This is a genomic window from Salininema proteolyticum, from assembly GCF_042685645.1.
Classification (GTDB): domain Bacteria; phylum Actinomycetota; class Actinomycetes; order Mycobacteriales; family Micromonosporaceae; genus Salininema; species Salininema proteolyticum.
Window position 1 is genome coordinate 2841486 of sequence record NZ_JBHUNX010000001.1, and the last position, 17303, is coordinate 2858788.

The 17303-nt window shown below is 70.1% G+C and carries 19 protein-coding genes; 8 read left to right on the forward strand and 11 right to left on the reverse strand.

Annotated features, from left to right (window positions below):
• Together ACFTE1_RS13155 and ACFTE1_RS13160 are read right to left on the reverse strand one after the other, a co-directional pair.
• Entirely contained in the window at positions 1-1329 is a 1329-nt protein-coding gene (locus tag ACFTE1_RS13155) for an ABC transporter substrate-binding protein (protein WP_380622561.1), read from the reverse strand.
• A 134-nt stretch (positions 1330-1463) separates the two neighbouring features.
• Positions 1464-2102 carry a thiamine phosphate synthase gene (locus ACFTE1_RS13160; RefSeq protein WP_380622559.1) on the reverse strand — a complete coding sequence of 213 codons (639 nt, stop codon included), beginning with the start codon at positions 2100-2102 and terminating at the stop codon, positions 1464-1466.
• 135 nt (positions 2103-2237) lie between these two features.
• Between ACFTE1_RS13160 and ACFTE1_RS13165 the strand changes: the two genes are divergently transcribed.
• Positions 2238-3020, forward strand: a complete 783-nt coding sequence (locus tag ACFTE1_RS13165) for a maleylpyruvate isomerase family mycothiol-dependent enzyme (protein ID WP_380622557.1) — start codon at positions 2238-2240, stop codon at positions 3018-3020.
• 191 nt (positions 3021-3211) lie between these two features.
• A complete protein-coding gene (locus tag ACFTE1_RS13170; RefSeq protein ID WP_380622554.1) occupies positions 3212-4474 on the forward strand; it encodes a YibE/F family protein in 1263 nt (420 codons plus the stop codon).
• A gap of 59 nt (positions 4475-4533) precedes the next feature.
• Here the strand turns inward: ACFTE1_RS13170 and ACFTE1_RS13175 are convergent, their stop codons facing one another.
• Positions 4534-5433, reverse strand: coding sequence for a LysR family transcriptional regulator (locus tag ACFTE1_RS13175; protein ID WP_380622552.1), 900 nt, complete (start codon positions 5431-5433; stop codon positions 4534-4536).
• A 95-nt stretch (positions 5434-5528) separates the two neighbouring features.
• Here ACFTE1_RS13175 and ACFTE1_RS13180 point away from each other — a divergent pair, with 95 nt between their 5' ends.
• Positions 5529-6800 (forward strand): pyridoxal phosphate-dependent aminotransferase, encoded by a 1272-nt coding sequence (locus tag ACFTE1_RS13180; RefSeq protein WP_380622550.1) that lies wholly within the window; start codon positions 5529-5531, stop codon positions 6798-6800.
• Positions 6801-6864: 64 nt separating this feature from the next.
• On the opposite strand, the gene ACFTE1_RS13185 is transcribed toward ACFTE1_RS13180, so the two are convergent.
• Positions 6865-7215: a DUF1707 SHOCT-like domain-containing protein gene (locus tag ACFTE1_RS13185; RefSeq protein ID WP_380622548.1), complete on the reverse strand. Its 351-nt coding sequence runs from the start codon at positions 7213-7215 to the stop codon at positions 6865-6867.
• Positions 7216-7410: 195 nt separating this feature from the next.
• Between ACFTE1_RS13185 and ACFTE1_RS13190 the strand changes: the two genes are divergently transcribed.
• A complete protein-coding gene (locus ACFTE1_RS13190; RefSeq protein ID WP_380622546.1) occupies positions 7411-7764 on the forward strand; it encodes a hypothetical protein in 354 nt (117 codons plus the stop codon).
• A gap of 86 nt (positions 7765-7850) precedes the next feature.
• On the opposite strand, the gene ACFTE1_RS13195 is transcribed toward ACFTE1_RS13190, so the two are convergent.
• Entirely contained in the window at positions 7851-8444 is a 594-nt protein-coding gene (locus ACFTE1_RS13195) for a carbonic anhydrase (RefSeq protein WP_380623100.1), read from the reverse strand.
• 160 nt (positions 8445-8604) lie between these two features.
• On the opposite strand from ACFTE1_RS13195, the gene ACFTE1_RS13200 reads away from it, so the two are divergent.
• The gene (locus ACFTE1_RS13200) at positions 8605-9291 is read left to right on the forward strand and encodes a winged helix-turn-helix transcriptional regulator (RefSeq protein WP_380622544.1); all 687 of its coding nucleotides are present in this window, start codon (positions 8605-8607) and stop codon (positions 9289-9291) included.
• A gap of 99 nt (positions 9292-9390) precedes the next feature.
• Here ACFTE1_RS13200 and bluB read toward each other — a convergent pair whose 3' ends face one another.
• Complete coding sequence (gene bluB, locus ACFTE1_RS13205; RefSeq protein ID WP_380622542.1) at positions 9391-10017, reverse strand: 5,6-dimethylbenzimidazole synthase; 627 nt, start codon at positions 10015-10017, stop codon at positions 9391-9393.
• A 130-nt stretch (positions 10018-10147) separates the two neighbouring features.
• Here bluB and ACFTE1_RS13210 point away from each other — a divergent pair, with 130 nt between their 5' ends.
• Positions 10148-11080 (forward strand): RNA polymerase sigma-70 factor, encoded by a 933-nt coding sequence (locus ACFTE1_RS13210; protein WP_380622540.1) that lies wholly within the window; start codon positions 10148-10150, stop codon positions 11078-11080.
• Positions 11081-11157: 77 nt separating this feature from the next.
• On the forward strand, positions 11158-12279 hold the full coding sequence (locus ACFTE1_RS13215; RefSeq protein WP_380622538.1) for an NAD(P)/FAD-dependent oxidoreductase: 1122 nt from the start codon (positions 11158-11160) through the stop codon (positions 12277-12279).
• On the opposite strand, the gene ACFTE1_RS13220 is transcribed toward ACFTE1_RS13215, so the two are convergent.
• The gene (locus tag ACFTE1_RS13220) at positions 12253-12657 is read right to left on the reverse strand and encodes a hypothetical protein (RefSeq protein WP_380622536.1); all 405 of its coding nucleotides are present in this window, start codon (positions 12655-12657) and stop codon (positions 12253-12255) included. The two genes, ACFTE1_RS13215 and ACFTE1_RS13220, sit on opposite strands and share 27 nt — an antisense overlap.
• Before the next feature lie 95 nt (positions 12658-12752).
• On the reverse strand, positions 12753-13448 hold the full coding sequence (locus ACFTE1_RS13225; RefSeq protein WP_380622534.1) for an alpha/beta fold hydrolase: 696 nt from the start codon (positions 13446-13448) through the stop codon (positions 12753-12755).
• Positions 13449-13558: 110 nt separating this feature from the next.
• Here ACFTE1_RS13225 and ACFTE1_RS13230 point away from each other — a divergent pair, with 110 nt between their 5' ends.
• On the forward strand, positions 13559-14113 hold the full coding sequence (locus ACFTE1_RS13230) for a TetR/AcrR family transcriptional regulator (RefSeq protein ID WP_380622532.1): 555 nt from the start codon (positions 13559-13561) through the stop codon (positions 14111-14113).
• Between the two features lie 127 nt (positions 14114-14240).
• Here the strand turns inward: ACFTE1_RS13230 and ACFTE1_RS13235 are convergent, their stop codons facing one another.
• Genes ACFTE1_RS13235 through ACFTE1_RS13245 form a run of 3 tightly spaced genes read right to left on the reverse strand, consistent with a single transcriptional unit; the run spans position 14241 to position 17248 of the window.
• A complete protein-coding gene (locus ACFTE1_RS13235; protein ID WP_380622530.1) occupies positions 14241-15749 on the reverse strand; it encodes a tripartite tricarboxylate transporter permease in 1509 nt (502 codons plus the stop codon).
• Positions 15750-16262 (reverse strand): tripartite tricarboxylate transporter TctB family protein, encoded by a 513-nt coding sequence (locus ACFTE1_RS13240; RefSeq protein WP_380622528.1) that lies wholly within the window; start codon positions 16260-16262, stop codon positions 15750-15752.
• The gene (locus ACFTE1_RS13245; RefSeq protein ID WP_380622526.1) at positions 16259-17248 is read right to left on the reverse strand and encodes a Bug family tripartite tricarboxylate transporter substrate binding protein; all 990 of its coding nucleotides are present in this window, start codon (positions 17246-17248) and stop codon (positions 16259-16261) included. Before ACFTE1_RS13245 ends, ACFTE1_RS13240 begins: the two co-directional genes overlap by 4 nt.
• Positions 17249-17303 lie beyond the last annotated feature (55 nt).

The following is a 17303-nucleotide window of genomic DNA, read 5'->3' on the forward strand; positions in this document are numbered from 1 at the left end:
CTATTTCAGCTCGTCCCACGCAGACTGCACGTCGGCCAGGACTCGGTCGAGGTCCTTGTCCCCGTCCGTCCAGGCGGTCACGGCCTCCCAGTACACCGACGCGCCGACCTCGCCGGGCATCAGGTCCGAGCCGTCGAAGCGGACGGTCACCGCCGGGTCCGAGACGATCTCGGTGGCGAACTCGTTGACGGCCGTGGTGGCGTTGGACGGGTCGACGCCCTGGCGGGCGGTCGTCCACGGGCCCGTGCTGAGCCGGTTGTCGTGGTAGAACTGGCTCGCCAGGTACATGCGGACGGCCTCGACCGCGTCGCGCCCGTCGAAGGCCGCGACGAACTCGCCGCCGATGAGCATCCTGTTGTCGCCCTCGTTGGTCTCGGGGAAGCGGAAGACGAACACGTCGCCGTCCTCGCTGACGTCGACGTCCTCCTCCCAGCCGAGGAAGGAGGCCTGGCGGTGCATGCCGCACTCGCCGTCCAGGATCGGCAGCGCCGCGACCTTGAAGTCGGTCGAGGAGATGAGCTCCGTCCCCCCGTAGACGTAGTCGTCGTTGGTGAGGATCGTGCCGGCCTTCTCGAAGGCGGCCTTGATGCGCGGGTCGGTGAACTCCGCGTCGTTGGTCACCCAGTCGTCGTAGAGGGCGACGTCCTCGCGCAGGACCACGTCCTCGATCCAGTCGGTGATGGGCCAGCCCGTCGCCTGGTCGGAGCCCGAACCGACGCACCAGGGGGCGATGCCGTCGGCGAGCATCCGGTCGGACAGGGCGATCATCTCGTCCCAGGTTTGCGGGATCTCGTAGTCGTTCTCCTCGAACACGGAGGGCGAGTACCAGACGAAGGACTTCGCGTTGCCCGAGTGCGGGGCGGCGTAGAACTCGCCGTCGATGGTGCCGTAGTCCAGCCAGTCGTCGGTCCAGCCCTCCTGCGCCCTCTCGTAGAGGTCGTCGGGGGCCGGGACGAGGTCGTCCTTGAAGTTACGCATGAGGCCCGGCTGCGGGATCATGGCGATGTCGGGGGCCGAGCCGCCGTCGACCCGCTGGCGGAGGATGGCCTCCATCTCGCCGGTCCCCTCGTGCTGGATGTCGATGCCCACGCACTCGGCGAAGTCGGACCAGGCGGCCTCCATCTCGTCGCCCTCCTCCCCGCGGATGGTGGAGATGATCTCGACGGTCTCGTCGTCGAAGGTCCCGTACTCGGAGTACGTGTCGCAGTCGGAGGCGGCGTCCTGCTTCTCGCCCCTCGTTCCGTCGTCGTCGGGTGCGCCGCAGGCGGTCAGGAGCAGGCCGAGGGCCGCCGCCGTGCCGACGGCGCGGGAGGCTTGTCTGGTTCTCATGTGTGGACTCCCTGAATCTAGGTCGAAGGCTGTTGTGGCTCCTCCCAGAAGTCAAGTGTGACAACCACAACTATGAGTACTAACCATATGGTGCCGAGCGGACGGAGCGGGGTCAAGCCCAAGTTATGGTTTTGTTACCTGAAACGAAATGCATAGATACCTTTACTGAAAAGGCCCGGAGGCCGGCGCGCCGGCGGTAAGTGGAGAGCGCCGTTGAAGGCGGCTATGACGGCCGCCGGATCCTCGGCGCGCATGACGGCGCCCATGACGGCGACGCCGTGGGCGCCCGCCTCGCGGGCGGCGCGGGCGCGCTCGGGAGCCTCGACGCCGCCGAGGGCGTAGACGGGGACGGGCGACTCCTCGCAGCGGGACCGGAGGGCGGCGAGGCCGAGCGCCGGACCGTAGCCGGGCTTGGAGGCGCTAACCCAAACGGGTGAGAAGGTGACGTACGAGAGCCCGGCGTCCAGATGGGGCGGGTCTCCCACATGTCGGGATCGACCGAGGACCGAGTGCGGCCACCGTGGATTGTCCACTCGGGAGGAGAGGTGAGCCTTCGAATGGGGCCATTCCGGATCGGAGACAAGCACATCGGAGCAGAACTCCCCGAGCTCCCGGGCCATTTCACGACGTTGATGAACGCGAATATGCTTGTCGCGCAATAGAACGGAGAAGTCGCCACCCTCCCGAGCGCGCCGCAGGACCTCCACCGGACCCCCGGGGCCGGCCTGGGTCGCGTCGGTGACCACGAGGAGGCGATATTTAAGCAAATCCATTGCACGACAGTCTATTTCAAGATAAGTTACCGGCCAGTGACATGAACGGAACGGAACGTATTGGTTGCTAACGCTACGATAACAGTTACCTCCAACACTTGCGTTCGTCACATTTTTTGCGTAAGACTGCTCTTAATGAGTATTGGGGATCAGATCGACGTCATCAGGTCGGAGGGGGACCGCATCGCCCGTGTAGCGGATGCCGCCTCGCTTGACGCCCCCGTACCCTCCTGTCCCGGGTGGGTGCTGCGGGACCTGGCCCGCCACGTCGGCCTCATCCACCGCTGGACGGCCTACATAGTGGGACGCCGCCGCCCGGCCGAGCCCGACCCGGACGCCTTCACCCGGCACGTCGGCCCGCTCCCCGACGACTCCGACCTCGCCGACTGGGTCCGCCTGGGCGTCAAGCACCTGGGCGACGTGCTCTCCGAGGCCCCCGACGACCTGCGCTGCTGGCAGCCGCTGCCGGCCCCCAGCGGGATCCGGTTCTGGGTCCGCCGCCAGGTCCACGAGACGACGATGCACCGCGTGGACGCCGAGCTGGCCCTGGGGGACGAAGTATCCCACATCTCCCCCCTCTACGCCCTGGACGGCATAGACGAGATGCTCATGGGGTTCCAGAGCCGGTCGTCGACGCTGCTGAGGACCATACGGCCCACGTGCATCCACTTCCAGGCCAGCGACGTCCCCCACACCCGGGGCGACTGGTACATCCACCTCAGCCACATGCCGCCGCTGGTCACCTCCTACCCCACGCTCCCTCCGGAGTGCGCCGTGCGGGGCCCGGCCGAGCTGCTGTACCTGGCCCTGTGGAACCGGCTGCCCTTCCGCGACCTCGACTGCGTCGGAGACACCTACCCCCTCCAGCTGTGGACCGAGCTCTCCCCGGTGCTCTGGTCGATCCCGATCGACGTCTGAGCCCCGGCGCCGGGAGATCCGGTCCCCGCCTCGGCCGAACGGCCTGAACCGCCGGCCTTCGCGCACGGAACCCGCCCTTTCAGGCCGCGGGGTCCTCGACGTCCCGGTACCACCGGGCCTCGCTCACGGAACCCGCCCCGAGAGTGCGCCCCAGCTCGACACCGGGCCGAGCCGTCCCTATCCTTTACGGGGTGAGCCACGACCACAGCCATACCGTCCACCGCGACGCCGTGCCCCGGCGCGCCCTGTGGATCCTCCTTCCCGCCGCACTCGCCACCCTCGCCGGACTCCTCTGGCTCTGGCCCTACGACTACGAGCCCGAGCAGCAGGAGCACAACCCCCAGTACAAGGCCGAGGTCCTCAGGGTCGTGCAGGGCGAGTGCCCCGAGGGCCAGGAGCAGGCCGGGATCGAGGGCCCCTGCGGCGAGGTGGGCGTCCGGGTCCTCACCGGCCCCGAGGAGGGCGAGGACCTGGTCGTGGACCTCCCGACCGGCCCGGGTTCCCCGCAGGTCGAGGTCGGCGACACCGTCGTGCTCATGTACCTCGAGGGCTCCATGACCGGCCAGCAGTACTACATCGTCGACCAGGAGCGCTCGCCGATGATGTGGGCGGCGCTGATCGCCTTCGTCCTCGCCATCATCGCCTTCGGCCGGTGGAAGGGCGTCCGCTCGCTGGTGAGCCTGTCGATCACCTTCGCGATAGTGCTCCTGTTCATCGTCCCGGCCATCCTCGACGGCAGTCCGCCGATGTTCGTGGCCATCGCCGGGTCGGCGGCGATCATGCTAGCGTCCCTGTTCCTCACCCACGGGTGGAACCGGACGACGACGGTGGCGGTGCTGGGCACGCTGGCGGCGCTGGTCATCACCGGGATCCTGGCGGCCGCGTCGACGAGCCTGGCCCACCTGACGGGCATCATGGACGAGGACACCAGCCAGCTGAGCCTGTACTACGACCTGGACATGTCGGGGCTGCTGCTGGCGGGGATCATCATCGGCGCGCTGGGCGTCATCGACGACATCACCATCTCGCAGTCGGCGACGATCGACGAGCTGTCCAAGGCCAATCCCGGCTGGAGCACCGCGCACCTGTTCGGATCGGGCATGAGGGTCGGGCGCGACCACATCACCTCGGTGGTCAACACGCTGGTCCTGGCCTACGCCGGCGCGTCGCTCCCGCTCCTGGTGCTGCTGGCGGCGTCGGACGCCCCGGCCGGGCAGGTGCTGACGAACGAGCTCATCGCGGCCGAGATCATCCGCTCGGTGGTCGGCACGCTCGGCCTCATCGCGGCCGTCCCGATCACGACCTACCTGGCGGCCGTCCTCGTGAAGCGGCGGGACGGCGGGAGGGGCGCGCCGGAGCCGGCCGAGGAGCCCGTGCCGGCGCGCAAGCGCCCGAAGCCGCAGGAGCTCGCCTGGGACGAGGACCAGCCCTACCCGCCGGGGCACACCCGGTAGGCCGCCCCTGGGAGCGGGTCGGGGGTTCCGAGCCGTCCAGGGGACGCCGGGAGCACGGCTCAGAAGTTCCGGGCGCCCTCGTGGAGGGCCCGGAGCACGGTCATGACCGACGGGCGGGCCTTGGAGACTGTCCGGTGGACCACGTAGATCTCGCGGGCCGGGGCGACCCCGATCAGCGGCCGGGTGGAGATCCCCCGGCGCCCGAGCGTGGCCATCCACGGCGCGACGGTCACTCCCAGCCCCTTGGAGACGAGCGTCAGGATCGTGTCGAGCCCCTCGAAGACCGAGAGGGGCGCCTTGATCGACTCGCGGCGCCACAGGCGCTCCAGGGCCACGCGCGAAGGTTCACCCTCAGGGGAGGCGATCCACGACTCCCCCGCCAGCCGGCGCATGGAGATCCGCTCCTCCTCGGCCAGGCGGTGCCCCTTGGGAAGGATCGCCATGAGCGGGTCGTGGAAGAGGTAGTGGTAGGTCAGCGGCCCCTCGGTCTCGGGGTGGCGCATGCCCGACCAGTCGTCGACGAGGGCGAGGTCCACCTCGCCGGTCTTGACGCGGGAGACGGCCTCCGAGGCGGTCGGCTGCTGGCGGAACACGAGCGTCAGGTCGGGGTGCTTGCGCACCCGGCGCATGACCGAGCCGGCGAGGGCGACGGCCACCGACGGGGTGGCGGACACGGTCACCTGACCCTGTGGACTGTCGTCCATGGACGCCACGTCCGCCTCGGCGGCCGCTATGGCGTCCAGTATCTCTCCGGCGTGCTCGACGAGCCGCTGTCCGGTGTCGGTGAGGCGCGCCGAGCGAGCGGTCCGCTCAAGGAGCGGCACGCCAATCTCTTTCTCCAAGGCGCGCAACTGCTGCGAGACGGCCGAGGCCGTCTGTCCGGTGGCTATGGCGGTGGCCCTTATGGAACCGTGGGAGGCGAACTCGTAGAGGAGCCTCAGGCGCGACAGAGCGAGCATAAGGAAATCTTACCCTGAGCGAAAGCTTGTATCACTTGTGTTTAGGTATACGTAGGGCGACGCTGTAGGCACGAATCTTAATAGAAGGAGAGACCGTGACCATCTCAGCAACCCTCGCCGCCAATGAGGCCGTCGCCGCCCGACGAGCCGCTGGAGCCGATGTCGTCGCACTCGCTTTCGGGGAGGCCAACCTCCCCGTCCATCCCCTGCTCAGAAATGCCTACCTCTCCGGCGCCGGGAGGGCCTCCTACGGTCCGGTCGCGGGCCTCCCGGCCGCCCGCGAGGCTCTCGCCGGGTACTTCACCCGCCAGGGCCTCGCCACCTCCCCCGACCGCCTCCTGCTCGGACCGGGCACGAAGCCGATCCTCTACACGCTGCTGGGCGCCCTCGGCGGAGAGGTGGCCGTCCCGACCCCCGCGTGGGTCTCCTACGCGGCCCAGGCCGACCTCCTGGGGATCTCCGCCCTTCGGATCCCCGTCCCCGGTGGAGAGGGCGGGGCCGCGGACCCCGCCCTCCTCCGAGCCTCTCTAGAGGCTGCCCGCGCCGAGGGCCGCCGTCCGACCTCGATGCTCATGACGATGCCGGACAACCCGACGGGCCTGATCCCGTCGGAGTCGACGGTGCGGGAGCTGTGCGCGATCGCCGAGGAGTACGACCTGGTGATCATCTCCGACGAGATCTACCGCGACCTCGTGCACGAGGGCGTCCCGGTGCCCTCGCCGGCGCTGTACGCCCCGGAGCGCACCGTGGTGACCACCGGACTGTCCAAGAACTTCGCCCTCGGCGGATGGCGGATGGGCGCGGCCCGCTTCCCGGACGGCGAGCGCGGCGAGCGCCTGTGCGACCGGGTCCGGTCCTGGGCCAGCGAGATCTGGTCGACCCCGCCGCTGCCGGCGCAGCACGTGGCGGCGGTGGCCTGGTCGGACGCCCCGGAGCTGCGGGAGCGCGTGGAGGGCTCGGCCCGTCTGCACGGGACGGTCGCCAGGGCGGTGGCCGAGGTGTTCCGCGAGGCCGGGGCCGATGTCGCCAAGCCGCAGGGCGGTTTCTACGTGTGGCCGGACTTCGGTCCGGCGCGGGGTGAACTGGCCTCCAGGGGCGTGGAGACCAGCGCGGACCTGACCGCGTACCTGGCCGAGAGGGACGTGTTCGCGATTCCGGGCACGGAGTTCGGTGACGCGCCGGAGAATCTCACGATGAGGATCGCGGTGCCCGGGCTCTACGGGACCACCGACACCGAGCGGTCGGCGGCGCTGGAGGCCGGCGACCCGCTGTCCGTCCCTTGGATCGAGCACGCGCTGGAGCGCCTCTCAGAGACGCTGGCCGATCTGACGGTCTCCCGTCCGTCGCTGGTGGGTCAGGGGGTCTGACTCCGATTCCGACACGGAGGGGCCGGACGCGGAGCATCCGGCCCCTCGCCGTGCCGCGAAGGGATCAGAGAACGTCGGAGATCAGGGTGAAGACGACATAGAGGACCAGGACGACCACGACGACGGCCACGAAGAAGAAGGCCAGGCCCACGGCGCGCTGGAGCTCCAGTTCGCGGCCTTCGCGGACCGGTCCCCTCCAGTGCCCGTAGCGCCAGGAGTCGTGCGGGACGGATTCCATGTAGGACAACTCGTCGAGCAGGTGCTGGAGTTCTCCGACGGTGGTGGCGGCGAGGGCCTCCTGGCGGCGGGAGCGGTACTGGCCCTGAGAGACGTGGCCCTTTTTGAGGGCGCTGTCGAGGCAGTCGATGACATAGCGGCGGTCGGCTCGGGAGGCGCGGATGTCGTACGGGTCCATGGCGGGCTCCTCATGCGCTTTTTATCAAGCATGACAGAGGAATACGTATTGGGGAAGCCCGATTTCCCACGGTAGGGGGCTCAGCGTGACCGGGCGGCCGGCCCGGGGGGCGGTGAAGAGTCCGGCCCCCGACAGTTCCCCCGGTGTACACGCGGGATCTACTCAGAGTTCCATCGCTTTCACTATGATTTGGGCATGATCGCTCCCGAGAGGGATTCGGACCGACTGCTGGACCGGACCCTGAGACAGAATTCGACGGCGGCGTATCTCGACATCGTCGTCACCCACGTGCCGGAAGGCTGGCGCGACTACCGCAGGGCGGTGAAGGTGCTGGCCCACTGCCTCGACCCCAGCGGGCTGGCGGAGGGCCGCCGCCGGGCCGACGAGATGCTGCAGCGGCGTCCCACGGCCGTCCTCCGGCGCGTCCTTCCCGAGGCCGCCGAGGAGATGGCGAGGCGGCTGCTGCGCTGTGGCGCCACGGTGGCCGTCCAGGCCGCGTCCCCTTCGGCGACGCCCGCCGCCGCGTCCGAGCCGCTCAAGCGGCGCTGACGGGGTTCGGCCCGCGCAGAAGAAGGGCGGCCGCCCCGGTGGGCGACCGCCGATTCGCCGTCCGTTCACCCGGACGTAACCGCTCTCTATTCGTCGACGAGCGTGACCTCGCCGGTGTCCAGCGAGTAGGCCGCTCCGACGATCATCGCGTCCTTCAGGTTCTCGCGCCTCTTCAGATCGGCGACGGTCCGCTGGATCTGCAGCCTCATGGCCAGCGGCTCCGCCTCGTCAGGGGCCTCCTCCAGCGCCTGCGCGGCCGGCTGCCACAGCTGCTCGACCAGGTACCCGGCTCGGGGGTCGTGGGACTTCTCCTCGACGGCGCTCAGGGCCGCCCCGACCGCGCCGCAGCGCTCGTGGCCGAGGACGACGATCAGGGGGACGCCCAGTTCGCTGACCACGAACTCCAGCGATCCCACCGCGGCGCGGTCCGGGACGTGTCCGGCGGTGCGGATGACCGCCAGCTGCCCGAAGTCGCAGTCGAAGACCGACTCGGCCGTGACGCGCGAGTCCACACAGGTGAAGACCGCGGCCTTGGGATTCTGGGACGGGGCCGCGCGGCGCGCGGACTCGATGTCCCTCTTGAAACGCGGTTCCCCGGCGCGGAAACGCTCGTTTCCCTCCAGGAGACCGCCCAAAGTGTCGATGACCTCGCGTTGGGCCATCAGAGCGGAAGCATTCATATCTGGCACACCACTATGATGCACGGCGGATCCGGCACCATCCACCGAACCGTCCGTTCTGCGGGAACGCCTCACTCCCGCACCGCGGCGCCGCCGCGTATCCTTGAGGCACGTTCACACCGACCCGTGAGTTCCTCCGTCCCTCCGTGTGGAGAGTGCCATGCGATCCTATGACGACGGCTGTCCCGCCGCCCACGCCCTCGACCTCGTCGGCGAGCGCTGGTCCCTGCTCATCGTCCGGGAGCTGCTCCTGGGCCCGAAACGCTTCACCGACCTGCGGTCCGGCCTGCGCGGAGCGAGCGCCAACGTCCTCACCGAGAGGCTCCGGGCCCTGGAGGCGGGCGGCGTCGTCCGGCGCCGGAAGCTGCCGCCCCCGGCGGCCAGCCAGGTCTACGAGCTGACCGAGTGGGGCCGGGGGCTGGAGGGAATCATCGTCCAGTTCCTGCGCTGGGGCGCGCGGTCGCCGGCCATGCCGCTGGACACGCGCATAGGCACCGACGCCCTCATCCTGTCGCTCCGGACGCTGTTCCTCCCGACCGCCGCCCGCGGCCTGGAACTGGCGATCCAGTTGGAGATCGGCGACCGCTACTTCTCCGCCGAGGTCGTGGACGGGACGCTGCTGATCATGCCGGGACTCATCGAGCACCCGCACGCGGTGGTCACCGCCGATGCGGAGACCTTGAAGCGCTTGACGATCGGGACGAGGTCGCTGGAGGTCGCGGTGCACGCGGAGAGGGCGACGGTCACGGGGGACAAGGCCTCGGCCGAGCGTTTCCTCGACCTGTTCCGGCTGCCGGAGTCGGCCGGGGCGGCACGGCCGGATTTCGAGGGCCGCTCCGGGGCTTAGGGCCCGGCCGTCCCCGCCGGAGGGCGTCGGCGGCCCGAACGGGTTCTCGTCGGCCCCGCCCCCTCTCAATGACCGGCGCGGCAGCCCCTGGCGGTCACCTCAGCCCTCCGCGCCCCAGCGGTCGACGTGCAGGCGCCCTTCCAGGCCGCGGCGCTTCTGCCAGCCGTGGCGCTCCAGGTCGGGGATCTCCTGGAGGCCGGAGACGGGGCCCAGGCACAACCATGCCACCGGGCGGATCCCGTCGGGGACGGAGAGCAGGTCGGAGAGGAACTCCTCGCGGTAGAAGGAGACCCAGCCCATGCCGAGTCCCTCGGCGGTCGCGGCGAGCCAGAGGTTCTGGATCGCCAGGCACACCGAGTACAGGCCGGCGTCGGCGATGGCGTGCCGCCCGAGCACGTGGTCGCCGCCGCGGGAGGGGTCGTAGGTGACCACGACGGCGAGGGTCGACTCGCGCACGCCTTCGATCTTGATGCGTTCAAAGCGCTCCCGCCTCTCCCCCTCCAGCTCGGCGGCGAAGACGTCGCGCTCGGAGCGGACGTGGTCGTAGAACTTCCCGCGGACGCCCTCGTCGCGGACGAGGATGAAGTCCCACGGCTGTGACATGCCGACGCTGGGCGCCGCGTTGCCGGCGGCCAGGACGCGGTCCAGGACCTCGGGATCCAGGGGTTCCCCGGTGAACTCGGCTCGGACGTCGCGGCGGCGGAAGATCGCTTCGTAAAGATCCATCCGGACAGTCTCACCGGAGACCGGGCCCCGCCGAGGAGGGACCTGAGCGGAGGTGACCGAGTGCGCTCGGACCCGGGCCTCCCTTTTTCTCCCTGTGCGGGCGGCATTCCGGCGTAGTAACCTCAAGGCCATGGACACCTTGGAGGACTTCGACGCCGCCCGCCCCAGGCTGCTCGCCATCGCCTACCGCATGCTCGGATCCGCGTCGGAGGCCGAGGACGCCGTCCAGGAGACCTACCTCCGCTGGGCCGGCGCCGACAGGGAGGCCGTCCGCGTCCCCGTCGCGTGGTTGACCAAGGTGCTCACCAACGTCTGCCTCTCGTCCCTCACCTCGGCGAGGGCCCGCCGCGAGGAGTACTTCGGAGAGTGGCTCCCGGAACCGGTGTTCGAAGGGGACCCCATGCTCGGCCCGCAGGAGACCGCCGAACAGCGCGAGTCGGTGTCCTTCGCCGTGCTGACCCTGCTGGAGAAGCTCACCCCGCAGGAACGGGCCGTCTTCGTCCTCAAGGAGTCGTTCTCCCACTCCCATAATGAGATCGCCGAGATCCTGGACATCTCGACGGCGAACTCGCAGCAGGTGTTCAGCCGCGCCAAGCGGCACCTGGCCGACGCGAAGCGCACGGCGGAGATAGACCGGGCCGCCGCCGAGCAGATCATCGAGGAGTTCCTCCGGGCCGCCGCCAGCGGCGACACCGACGCCCTGGTGGGGATGCTGACCGAGGACGCCGTCACCATCGGCGACGGCGGCGGGGTCATCCACGCCGCGCGCAAGCCCGTCGTCGGGGCCGCACGCGTCGCGAAACTGGTCAAGGGCCTGTTCAACCCGTCGGCGCGCCAGCTGGAGATGGTCGGCGGCAAGCCGGACATGTACTTCAGCACGGCCAACGGCGGGCCGGCGCTCGTCGTCGCGGTCGGCGAGCGCCTCGTCGGAGTCCTGAGCCTGGCCTTCGAGGACGGGCGTATCTCCGCGATCTACAACGCCGTCAACCCCGCCAAGCTCGGGGCCTTCGAGCGTGAATGGGGCGCCGGGGAGCACGGCGAACCGCTCTTCACCTATAAGTGACCCGCTTCACTCCTGATTCGTGTCAGTTTTCCGCGCCCTCCCGGGTTCAAGGGGGTGACACGAACTCAGGAGGAACCATGAACCATCGCATAGTCATCCTCGGAGGCGGATACGCCGGGGCCCACGCCGCCTCGCGGATCGCCCGCGGCCTGCGGGCCCCGGACGCCTCCGTCACCCTCGTCAACGCCGAGCCGAACTTCGTGGAGCGCGTGCGGCTGCACCAGGTCGCCGCGGGCCAGGACGTGGAGCCGGTCCGGCTCGACGACCTGTTGGCCGGGACGGGTGTCCAGACGCGCGTCGCCCGCGTGACGGGGCTGGACGCCGACGCCGCGACCGTTTTCACCGACCGGGGCGAGCTGGAATACGACACCCTCGTCTACGCCCTGGGCAGCACGGGCCGGGCGCCCGAGGGGACGTTCACGCTCTCCGACCACGGCGGCGCGCTTCGCCTGCGCGAGCACTTGGGTTCGCTGCGGCCGGGCGATCCCGTGCGGGTCGTCGGCGGAGGGCTGACCGGGCTGGAGGCCGCCACCGAGATAGCCGAGTCGCGACCCGACCTGTCGGTGTCGCTGGCGACGTCCGGCCGGCTGGGGTCCTGGCTGGCCCCGGGCGCGCGGCGGCACGTCCGCGAGGCGTTCGCGCGGTTGGGGATCGCCGTCGAGGAGGGCACGACCGTCCGCCCCGGGGAGGGCGAGGGCACTACCGTCTGGTGTGCCGGTTTCGACGCCTCCTCACTGGCCGCGGACACGGTGCTGGAGACGGCCGAGGACGGGCGGATCCGGGTGGACCGGACCATGCGGTCGGCCTCCCACCCGGACGTCTACGCCGTGGGGGACAGCGCCTTCGTGCGGGGGCCGGGAGGCCGGGCCTGCGAGATGCGCTGCGGCATGGGCGTTCCGCAGGCGTGGCAGGCCGCGAACGCCATCGTGAGCCGCCTGGCGGGGCGCCGTCCGTCTCATTACCCGCTCGGCTACCTCCACCAGGGGATCAGCCTGGGGCGCAGGGACGGTGTCATACAGTTCGTCCGCTGGGACGACCGGGCGCGGCGCGGCTACCTCAAGGCCGCGGCCGCGGCCCGTTACAAGGAGGCCGTCTGCCGGTTCGCCATCGCCTCGGTGCGCTGGCCGTCGTACTTCCCGACGCGTCGCCGCGCCGTGGTCGCCGCTCCCGCGCTACGCGGCGATGAGGCCCACGCCTAGGGTCAGCACCGAGGCCGCCAGCAGGGCGGCCCCGGCCCACAGCAGGGCGATCCACTTGTTCGGCCGGGTGACCTCCCTCCCCATGGAGGAGAAGAAGAACCCGGCCGAAATCAGTGCCGCCGACACGAGGACGCCGGCCCGGGCCAGCCAGCCCGGGAGGCCCTCCAGCGCGGTGGCGTCGGCCAGGACGGCGCACACCAGCCCCAGGGTCACGAGCACGCCGGCGTGGGCGTGGCCCGCTCGGGCGAAGGCCTTCTGGAAGTCGGTCATGGGGACCTGGCCCCGCACGATCCTCAACAGGAAGGTTCCGCCGAACTCGATGGTCACGATGGTGATCAGTCCGATTCCGGCCGTGGTGGCGGCCGCTTCGCTCAACATGGTGGTCCTCCGTTCGCGTTCCGGTGCTCCGCCCCTGACTTTACAATGTCAAGATACGGGCCGCAAGAAGTTTCCGACCTTGCCGCCGGGCCCGCTCACCCCTGCGAGGCCACCACCGCGGCGTCGTCCACCAGGCGCGCCATCGTCCGCGGCCGGGTGAAGACCGTGAGGTGCCCCGCCCGGGGGACGAGGACCAGGCGCGAGTTCCGCGCCGCATGGGCGAACTCCCGCTCGTCGGACCTGAAATGGTCCCTCTCCCCGTTGACGAACCAGACGGGTCCGCCGTATCCGCGCAGCGCCGCCAACGGATCGCAGGCCGACACCTCCCGAACCACGTCGGGCAGCACCTCGGAGTGCATGCCGCCCTCGATCATGGCCCGGCCCGGCTCGCCGGGGACGGCCTTGCGCACGAGGTACTCGCTGACCCGGTCGACGGTCTCGGAATTGCGCGCGGCCACCGCCGCCGCGGCGGTGAAGGCGCCGTGAAGCGCCCTCGACCGGCTGGTACAGCCGAAACCCATGAACCCGGCGGCCATACCGGGATGACGGGCGAGGAACTCCATCCCGATGAACCCGCCCATCGACACGCCCGCCAGGAACGCCCTGCCGCCCAGGGCCTCCACCTCCTCGCGCACGGCCTCCACCGCCGCGTCCATCGTGAACCCCTCTCCCGACCGCCTTCCGTGCCCGGGAAAGTCGGGCAGACGGCATTCGGCCGCCGACCGCGAGGCCACCGGCCTCCACATCGTTCCGGACATCCGGATACCGTGCAAGAACACCACAGGGACCATGGACGGCCCTCCTTTCTGCCCGCCATCCTATGGCGTGGAGGGCGATCGCGCCACACGCACGGCGACCCCGAAGTCGTTGCAGTGTCAAGATGTTGCGGTATGGTGACAGAGTGACACAAAAGGACAGTTACCATCACGGGAACCTGCGCCGAGCGCTCATGGACGCAGCCCTGGAAGAGCTCGACGAAAAGGGCCCCAGCGCCCTGAGCCTCCGGTCGCTGGCCAAGCGCACCGGCGTGTCCCACGCGGCCCCGGCCCACCACTTCCAGGACAAGACGGGGCTGCTCACCGCGATCGCCACCGAGGGCTTCCTCCTGTTCGGCGAGGCCCTGGCCCGCGAGCTGGAGACCACCGACAGCTACTCGGAACTGGGGGTGGCCTACGTCGAGTTCGCCATCCGCCACCGAGCCCACTTCTCGGTCATGTTCCGCCCCGACCTGCTCCGCCTGGACGACGGGGAACTCATAGCCGCCAAGCAGAAGGCGTGGAACGTCCTGCAGAGCGGGGCCTCCCGGCTCGCACCGGACACCAGCGACAGCGCTGCGATCGCCGGATGGTCCATGGTCCACGGCCTGGTCACCCTCCTCATGTCGGGCAACCTGCCCGCCGCATGGGCCGCCGACCCGCTCGAAACCGCGCGCGTCGTGACCCGGCGCCTCGGCTGACCTGGAGGCTCGGCTGATCTAGACGCTGGGCCGATCTGGACGCCGGGCCGACCCGCTCCCCGGCAGCACAAAGGCCGGGGGCGCCGCACGGTGACTGTGAGAGCGGCGCCCCCGGAACTCGCGGACGTCAGGCGTCCTGCAGTTCCCTATCCCTCGGGGACCGGGTCCGCAGCCACCTCGCCAGCGGCCACACCAGCACCACGGCCAGCACCGCGTACAGCGCCCACGAGACGGGCCCTCCGATCAGCCCGCTCAAGTCGCCCCCTGACAGCTGCAGCGACATGCGGGCCTGGCGTTCGGCGACGGGCCCCAGGATCACGCCCACGATCAACGGCAGCACCGGGAACCCGAACCGCCGCATCCCGAGCCCCACCAACCCCAGGATCAACAGCAGGAAGAGGTCGAACGGCTGCGCGTTGACCGCGTAGGCCCCCATGGCCGCGAAGAAGAGGATCCCGGCGAAGAGGTACGGCTTCGGGATCCGCAAGAGCTTGACCCACAGCGGGATCAGCGGCAGGTTGAGCACCAGCAGGAGCACGTTGCCGATGAAGAGGCTCGCGATCAGCGTCCACACCAGCGCCGACTCCTTCTCGAACAGGAGCGGGCCCGGCTGGATCCCGTAGGTCTGGAACGCCGCCAGCATGACCGCCGCCGTCGCGTTGGTGGGCAGGCCGATCGCCAGCATCGGCACGAGCGTCCCGGCCGCCGAGGAGTTGTTGGCCGCCTCGGGGCCCGCCACGCCCTCGATGGCGCCGTGACCGAACTCCTCGGGCTTCTTGCTGAGCTTCCGCTCGGTGATGTAGGACAGGAACGTCGGCACCTCGGCGCCCCCTGCGGGCATGGCGCCGAACGGGAAGCCGTACGCCGTCCCGCGCAGCCACGGGCCCCACGAACGCCTCCAGTCCTCCCGCCCCATCCACGGCTTGCCCACCGGGATGACCTCGTCCTTCACGGTCTTGAGCCGGCCGGCCGTCCACAGCGCCTCCCCGACGGCGAAGATCCCCACCGCGACGATGACGATGTCGATCCCGTCGGCCAGGTTCGCCATCCCGAACGTCAGCCGCTGCTGCCCGGTCACCTGGTCGATCCCGACGATGCCAACGACCAGGCCGACTAGGAGGGCGATGAAGCCGCGGATCCGGCTGCCTCCCATGACCGAGGCCGTGGCGATGAACGCCAGCAGCATGATCGCCAGGTAGTCCGGCGCGCCGAGCCCGATGGCGAAGCTGACGGTCAAGGGGGTCAGGACGACCAGGAGCAGCGTGCCGATCAAGCCCGCCACGAACGACCCGATCGCCGCCGTCGCCAGCGCCGGGCCGCCCCTCCCCTTCTTGGCCATCTTGAAGCCCTCCAGCACCGTCACCACCGAGGAGGACTGCCCCGGGGTGTTGAGGAGGATCGACGTGGTCGACCCGCCGTACATGCCGCCGTAGAAGATCCCGGCGAACATGATGAACGCCTGGGTGGGCTCCATCGCGTAGGTCACCGGCAGGAGCAGGGCCACCGTCATGGCGGGACCCAGGCCCGGCAGCACGCCCACGGCCGTGCCGAGGGTGACGCCGAGGAGCGCGATGAGGAGGTTCCCGGGGCTGAGGACGGCGGCGAAGCCGTCGACCAGATTGGCGAAGTTCTCCATTTACAAGATCCCCTGAAGTATTCCGGCGGGCAGTCCCACGCCGAGGCCGATGGCGAAGCCGTAGAAGGTGGCCAACGCCAGCGCGGCGGCCACAACCAGAGCGACGATGTAGCGGCGGGTGCCGAGCACCACGGCCGAGCCGAAGTACAGCAGCCCCCCGGCGATGACCCAGCCGAGCCAGTCCATCAACAGCGCGCTCGCGGCGAACACCGCGCACAACAGCCCGATGGTCCGCCAGTCCAGCCTTACGTCGGCCGCGTCGTCGCCCCTGCCGCCCCGCTTGACGTCCAGGGCGTAGAGGACGGCGAAGACCAGCAGGCCCCCGGCCAGGATGTAGGGGACGGGCCGCGGCCCGATGACGTCGTTGCCCGCCAGGTAGGAGCCGGTCCGGGAGGTGTCGAAGGCGACGAGCGCCGCCAGGAGGACGAGGAGCGCGCAGACGCCGTACTGGGCCTTGTCCGGGGCGCGCTCCTCCCCCGGCGCCTCGGGGCTGTCGGTCTCGACGGTGCTCATGAGAGGCCGAGCTCCTCGAGGACCGTGCCGACCTTCTCGTCCTCCGCGGCGAGGAAGTCGGTGAACTCGTCGCCGGCCAGGAAGGCGTCGTCCCAGCCCTGCTTCTCCAGCTCGTCCTGCCACTCCTGCGAGTCGTACATCTCCTCGAGCGCGTCGATCCACTTCTGCCGCTCGTCGTCGGAGATGCCGGGCGGGGCCACCCAGCCGCGCCAGTTGGTGAACACCAGGTCGATGTCCGACTCCAGCAGGGTCGGGACGTCGGGGAGGATGTCCAGGGTCTCCTCGGAGGAGACGCCCAGGACCTTGAGCTGTCCGGCGTCGATCTGGTCGATGAACTCGCCGATGCCGGTGGCGGCGAAGGCGACCTTGCCGCCGAGGACCGCCGGGAGCAGCTCGCCGCCGCCGTCGTAGGACACGTAGTTGACCTCGGCGGGGTCGATGCCCACCGTCTCGGCCAGCTGCATGGGCAGGAGGTGGTCGGGCCCGCCGGGCGAGGAACCGCCGCCGACGGCGAAGTCGCCCGGGTCGGCCTTCCACGCCTCGACGAGGTCGGCCATGGTGTCGTAGGGCGAGTCGGCGGGCACGACGATGCCGCCGGCCTCCTCGATAAGCCGGGCGACGGCGGTGGTGTCGGTCAGTTTGGCCTCGGAGTCCTGCGTGTAGGAGGCGCCCACGACGCCGAGCCCCATCTGCATGACGAGGTCGCCGTTGCCCTCCTCGTTCACCGTGCGCTGGAGGCCGACCGTGCCTCCGGCGCCGGAGAGGTTGAACACCTCGATGTTGTCGGCGATGCCGACGTCCTCCATGACCTTCGCGGCCACGCGGGCGGTGGTGTCGTAGCCGCCGCCGGGGCTGTTGGGGACCATGATGCGGGCCTCGCCCAGTCCCTCGCCGTCGTCCCGGTTCGCGGTCGCGCCGCAGGCGCTCACGGCCATGATGGGGGCGATCATCAATGCGCCCAGTATGTTTCGTCTGGCAGTCTTCATTCCGGTTGCACTTTCGTCTCGGCGTCGAGCGGTCTGAGACAATGGTCACCGCCCA